This window comes from Paracoccus fontiphilus, from assembly GCF_017356265.1.
In the GTDB taxonomy this organism is placed as follows: Bacteria; Pseudomonadota; Alphaproteobacteria; order Rhodobacterales; family Rhodobacteraceae; genus Paracoccus; species Paracoccus fontiphilus.
Genome location: NZ_JAFNAW010000127.1, coordinates 1 through 4,053, shown reverse-complemented (window position 1 = coordinate 4,053; position 4,053 = coordinate 1). Strand labels below are relative to the sequence as shown.

The 4,053-nt window shown below is 60.5% G+C and carries 6 protein-coding genes; 3 read left to right on the top strand and 3 right to left on the bottom strand.

Annotated elements, in window-relative coordinates:
• A partial coding sequence (locus J0F76_RS21080; protein WP_242690475.1) for a hypothetical protein occupies nucleotides 1-211 on the bottom strand: 211 nt, incomplete at its 3' end.
• Nucleotides 212-767: 556 nt separating this feature from the next.
• Here J0F76_RS21080 and J0F76_RS21075 point away from each other — a divergent pair.
• Together J0F76_RS21075 and J0F76_RS21070 are read left to right on the top strand one after the other, a co-directional pair.
• Nucleotides 768-1,175 carry a hypothetical protein gene (locus J0F76_RS21075; RefSeq protein ID WP_242690474.1) on the top strand — a complete coding sequence of 136 codons (408 nt, stop codon included), beginning with the start codon at nucleotides 768-770 and terminating at the stop codon, nucleotides 1,173-1,175.
• A gap of 3 nt (nucleotides 1,176-1,178) precedes the next feature.
• Complete coding sequence (locus J0F76_RS21070; RefSeq protein ID WP_242690473.1) at nucleotides 1,179-1,448, top strand: hypothetical protein; 270 nt, start codon at nucleotides 1,179-1,181, stop codon at nucleotides 1,446-1,448.
• A 516-nt stretch (nucleotides 1,449-1,964) separates the two neighbouring features.
• On the opposite strand, the gene J0F76_RS20075 is transcribed toward J0F76_RS21070, so the two are convergent.
• Complete coding sequence (locus tag J0F76_RS20075) at nucleotides 1,965-2,528, bottom strand: response regulator (protein WP_207472181.1); 564 nt, start codon at nucleotides 2,526-2,528, stop codon at nucleotides 1,965-1,967.
• Nucleotides 2,529-2,621: 93 nt separating this feature from the next.
• On the bottom strand, nucleotides 2,622-3,344 hold the full coding sequence (locus tag J0F76_RS20070) for a helix-turn-helix domain-containing protein (RefSeq protein ID WP_207472180.1): 723 nt from the start codon (nucleotides 3,342-3,344) through the stop codon (nucleotides 2,622-2,624).
• A gap of 437 nt (nucleotides 3,345-3,781) precedes the next feature.
• On the opposite strand from J0F76_RS20070, the gene J0F76_RS20065 reads away from it, so the two are divergent.
• Nucleotides 3,782-4,053, top strand: a 272-nt coding sequence (locus J0F76_RS20065) for a plasmid mobilization protein (protein ID WP_207472179.1), incomplete at its 3' end; no start/stop codon positions are given.

Here is a 4,053-nt window from a genome sequence, read left to right as displayed (position 1 = left end):
CTTTCCGCCCTGCGGACAGCGCATGAGCGGCCCGCCGATGCTGATTAAGTTCACCCGTGGGGGCCGCGGTGGCGGGGGCCAGATCGCGGCCTACCTGACTGCACCCGACCGCGAAGGGCGCGGCCATGCGCCGCCCGAGGTGGTGCGGGGCGACATGGACCGCACCCGCGACCTGATCGACAGCATCGAGCGGCAGTGGAGCTATACCCATGGCGTGTTGTCCTTCGCCTTGGAGGACAGCCCCAGCGAAGCCCAGCAGCAGGAGGCCATGGACGCCTTTGAGCGTCTGGCCTTTGCGGGGATGGATCCGGAGCAATACGACATCACCTGGGTGCGGCATCAGCACACCGAGGGCGGGCGAGTCGAGCTTCACTTCGTCACGCCCCGGATGGAGCTAACCACCGGCAAGGCGCTCAACATCGCGCCGCCGGGCTGGGAGCGGTCCTATGCGCCGCTCAGGGACACGCTGAACTGGTCCCAAGGCTGGGCGCGTCCCGATGACCCTGACAGGGCCACAGAGCTTCACAGAGCGCCGGAGAGGGCGCACGAGGGCTTCCGGCTGCGCGAGGGCCGTGAGGGCATCCACGCCTATCTGACGGCCCTTGTGGCGGCGGAGAAGGTCACGGACCGCAACACCATGGTTTCCGCCTTGCAGGAGGCGGGATTGCAGGTTCCCCGGCAGGGCAAGGATTACCTCACCGTCCAGGACCCGGAGAGCGGCGAGAAATTCCGCATGAAGGGCAGGATCTACGAGAAGGAATGGACGTATGACCGTGAGCTTGACCGAGCGGTTGCAGCAGCGGCTGTCAGACCAGACAGCCGAGATCGAAGCATTGACCTCGGCCGAGCTGACGCAGCTCGCGACGCGCTTGAAGCAGCAATGCGCAGCCGAGCTGCGCACCATGCAGAGCGATATCCAAGGCACGAGCCTGACCATGGCACGAGAACTCAAGATTTTGCGCTGGACCGGACGGTGGTGGTGGGGAGCGCTTATCATGACTTGGCTAGCGATCGGGGGCTTGTGGGCCTGGCACTCGATGGATCGCGATCCGCAGATGCCGATCTTCAGGAGCGGGGGACAGAGCTACCTGGTCCCGCCCGAAGGGGTCGAACCGACGATCTGTCAGAAAGGCGAACGTCAGTTTCTGTGTTTGAAACTCCCGGAGGGGACCTGAACCATGAACCAACTCACCCCCTTCGAGCGGAGCTTGCTCGCGCAGTTCGAGGCCTTGGCCAACGCCTCAACGACCTCGCTCGAAGCGTCCGAAGCCACATCGAAGCAGTTGCGGGCCTTGTCCGAGACCGTGCGAAAGCGCCTGGACACGATCGAGCAGAAGCAGCGCGAGATCGAGCGTTTTCAGACGCGGTTGCTTCAAGCCTTGAGCGGGCAGACCGAGCAAACCGAGAGCTTGGTGCAGCAGGTGAACGTGTTGCTGAAAGAGCGATAACCTTGACCCAAGAGCGCGAAGAGCGCGAATGGGAATTGGAGCGGGCCGCGCGGCGGGAGCGCGACAGGGGCCACGATCACGGGCTTTAGGTCATCTCTTCCTGATAGGATGGGCGGCAGTCCTACAAACCCGCTCCACACCTGCGAGATACTGCAAGGCCCCTGAAGCCATCTGCGCATTGACGCCTGCGGGTATGTCCTTGGTGTCCCCTTCCGCGATCTGGGCTAACCGGGCCCACAGGCCTGAATCCGTAAGAGGACAGCCTGTGGCAAGGGATGCAATCACCACGCGACCGATGGTGAAAGCAGCCATGTCTGGGCTGGAGATGTAGTCAGGCGTTTTGTTCGATGATTGGGAAGGCATTCAGTTCCCGCCAATTACCTGTCTAAAGGAATAAGTTGTCGTTTAGGTAAAGCTTAGACATAACAACCTTATCAGCCGAGCGGCTTTGTGTTGTGTTTCAGAGTTCTTGTCGCTCGGCTGGAAACTTCCTTCCCTCAGACCAACCTGATTGCCTTAGTTCAGGAAAAGCCTACCGTTCTGGCGATATTCCTCGTCCAGCATGTCCATTAGGTGCGGGCGCATGTCGTCCTTGAATCGGCATTCTTTGGCTTCAGCAATGGCGCGTAGCAGCACCCTTTCCACCAATCGGTCTGCTGATGAACGATCAGGCATGATGGTGCAGGACCGATGGATCATGTCCAGGACGATTGCTTCCAGGCTGTCATGGGGAGGCGGTCCCACGTTGCGATGCTGCATGTGCAGATCATGCAGCATCGAAGCCACAGGGCTTGGTTTGGCGTAGATATGCTGGCGCTGGAAACGCTTGGGAATGATCTCGCTTTCACAGCCGGTCATAAAGACAAAGGGCACCTCGTTGCGGAAAAGAGAGTCCGCGACCTCGAAGGAGGTCTCGCCCCTAACCTTTACGTCCAGAATGGCGGCTTGAACCAATCCGACCCGGCTGATTGCCTCATTCACATCGGCAAAGGGACCGACCACAACATCCCCTGCGGCGGTGATGTTTCGCGCCAGTTTCCGGGCGAGAAGATAATCATCTACGACAAGAAGAATACGCAAAGAAACTCTTGGCATCGTGGCCTCGGGATAACGGATCAGAAACCGGCCCCCGCCCGCCCGCTCGGATCCGAGCGGGCGGGCGGGGGCTAACCGTCAGTTCTCGGACTTGCCGCCGTCGATCACGTCCAGCTTATAGCGTTCGACGGCTTGCGCGTGGGCGCTGACCTTCCCCCGGAATGCTCCTTCCGGCGTGACCGTGATGATTTTCGAGCGACCCCGCTTGATGCGTTTGATAGCCCCCACCTCTTCCAACAATGAAAGAACAGGCGACATGTTGTTCGGGGTGATCCCAGTCAGATCACATAAGTCGGCAGCAGTTTTCGTGCACTCGTAGCTCTGCCAGCCGAGATAGCGGGTAATCTGCCATAGAACGGCAAGCGCCTGGTGCTGCTTGGCGAGTGACTGGCCCGAATTGCGCAGGCGTTCGGTCACGGCGTCCTGATACTGGAATGCGATGGACACGTTGCCTCCAAAGAAATCGAATTCGACTTGCTGTGCGGCGCTGAGTTCCTTGGCCGCTCTGGCGACTTCCCGAGCTTTCTCAGCGCGTTCAGGGCTGCTTTCCTGCAAGGCTTGCTGATCGAGCAACAGGGCGGCTTGATCGTAGGTTCCCCGTTTCCGCAAGGCCCGGTCAGTCAGACTGACGGGTGGAGTTGGGTTTGAAGGCGAACGTGGCTGTGCCACGCCCACGATAACACCGAGAGACTGAACAGGTGAGCCGGACCGGCGCTGCGCTTCTTGGGTCGCCTGAGCAAGAGCAATGTCCTCCGCAGACACCCCCATCCGGCGCAGTTCGTGAATCGGGATCCTGCTCATGTCCACTCCTCATACTTCTCCACCAGAGAACTTTAGTTCTCCACCAAAGAACTGTCAATTTCTGATTTTCCCAGCGCAGCAAGGCTGAAACGGCCAAAACGCACCAGCGTATCCATGTATCCTAAGAATCTAAGAAAGGCCGAGGGGGCGCAGGAGCCATTCCTGGCCCGCTCTCTCCCCAAAGGGCCGTAGGGACAGGAATGGCGGGGTAGAAGCTCAAGAGACGCCCGAAGAAGGCTCGCCTTGAGGAAGTGGAGGTTTTGTTGTTTAGTGATACAGACGCAAGCATACTCTCGTCCGGACAACTACGTTGCCCGCACTCGCGCTTGTGAGGGGGCCTTGGCCCCCTTCAATCCCCCGATCCGGCTCTGGCCGGAGGGGCCAGCCCCTGAACCCCGGCAAGGGCATCGCCCCTCACCCCTGAAAGGCGCCTGTTTATGAGGATCGAGATCCGCACGACCCCGGAGGAAAAGCAGCACTGGCAGGCTATTGCTGAGAATAAGGGGGTGTCGCTGTCTGAACTGGTGCGTTCAACCCTCAAAGGGCAGCGCCTGCGGAAGCGGCGCGATCCCCCGAAGGTGGATCCCGACCTGCTGCGGGCGCTTGCGCGGATCGGGAACAACCTCAACCAGATCGCCCGTGCCGCGAACCGTCGGCATCCGGTGCCGGCTGCGGCGCTTCTGATGCGGTTGATCGAGATCGACCGGGA

Bases quoted from the DNA above. Each gene is read 5' to 3' on its own strand.
- J0F76_RS21075 (WP_242690474.1), top strand. From the start codon at position 768: ATGACCGTGAGCTTGACCGAGCGGTTGCAGCAGCGGCTGTCAGACCAG.
- J0F76_RS20070 (WP_207472180.1), bottom strand. From the start codon at position 3,344: ATGAGCAGGATCCCGATTCACGAACTGCGCCGGATGGGGGTGTCTGCG.
- J0F76_RS21070 (WP_242690473.1), top strand. From the start codon at position 1,179: ATGAACCAACTCACCCCCTTCGAGCGGAGCTTGCTCGCGCAGTTCGAG.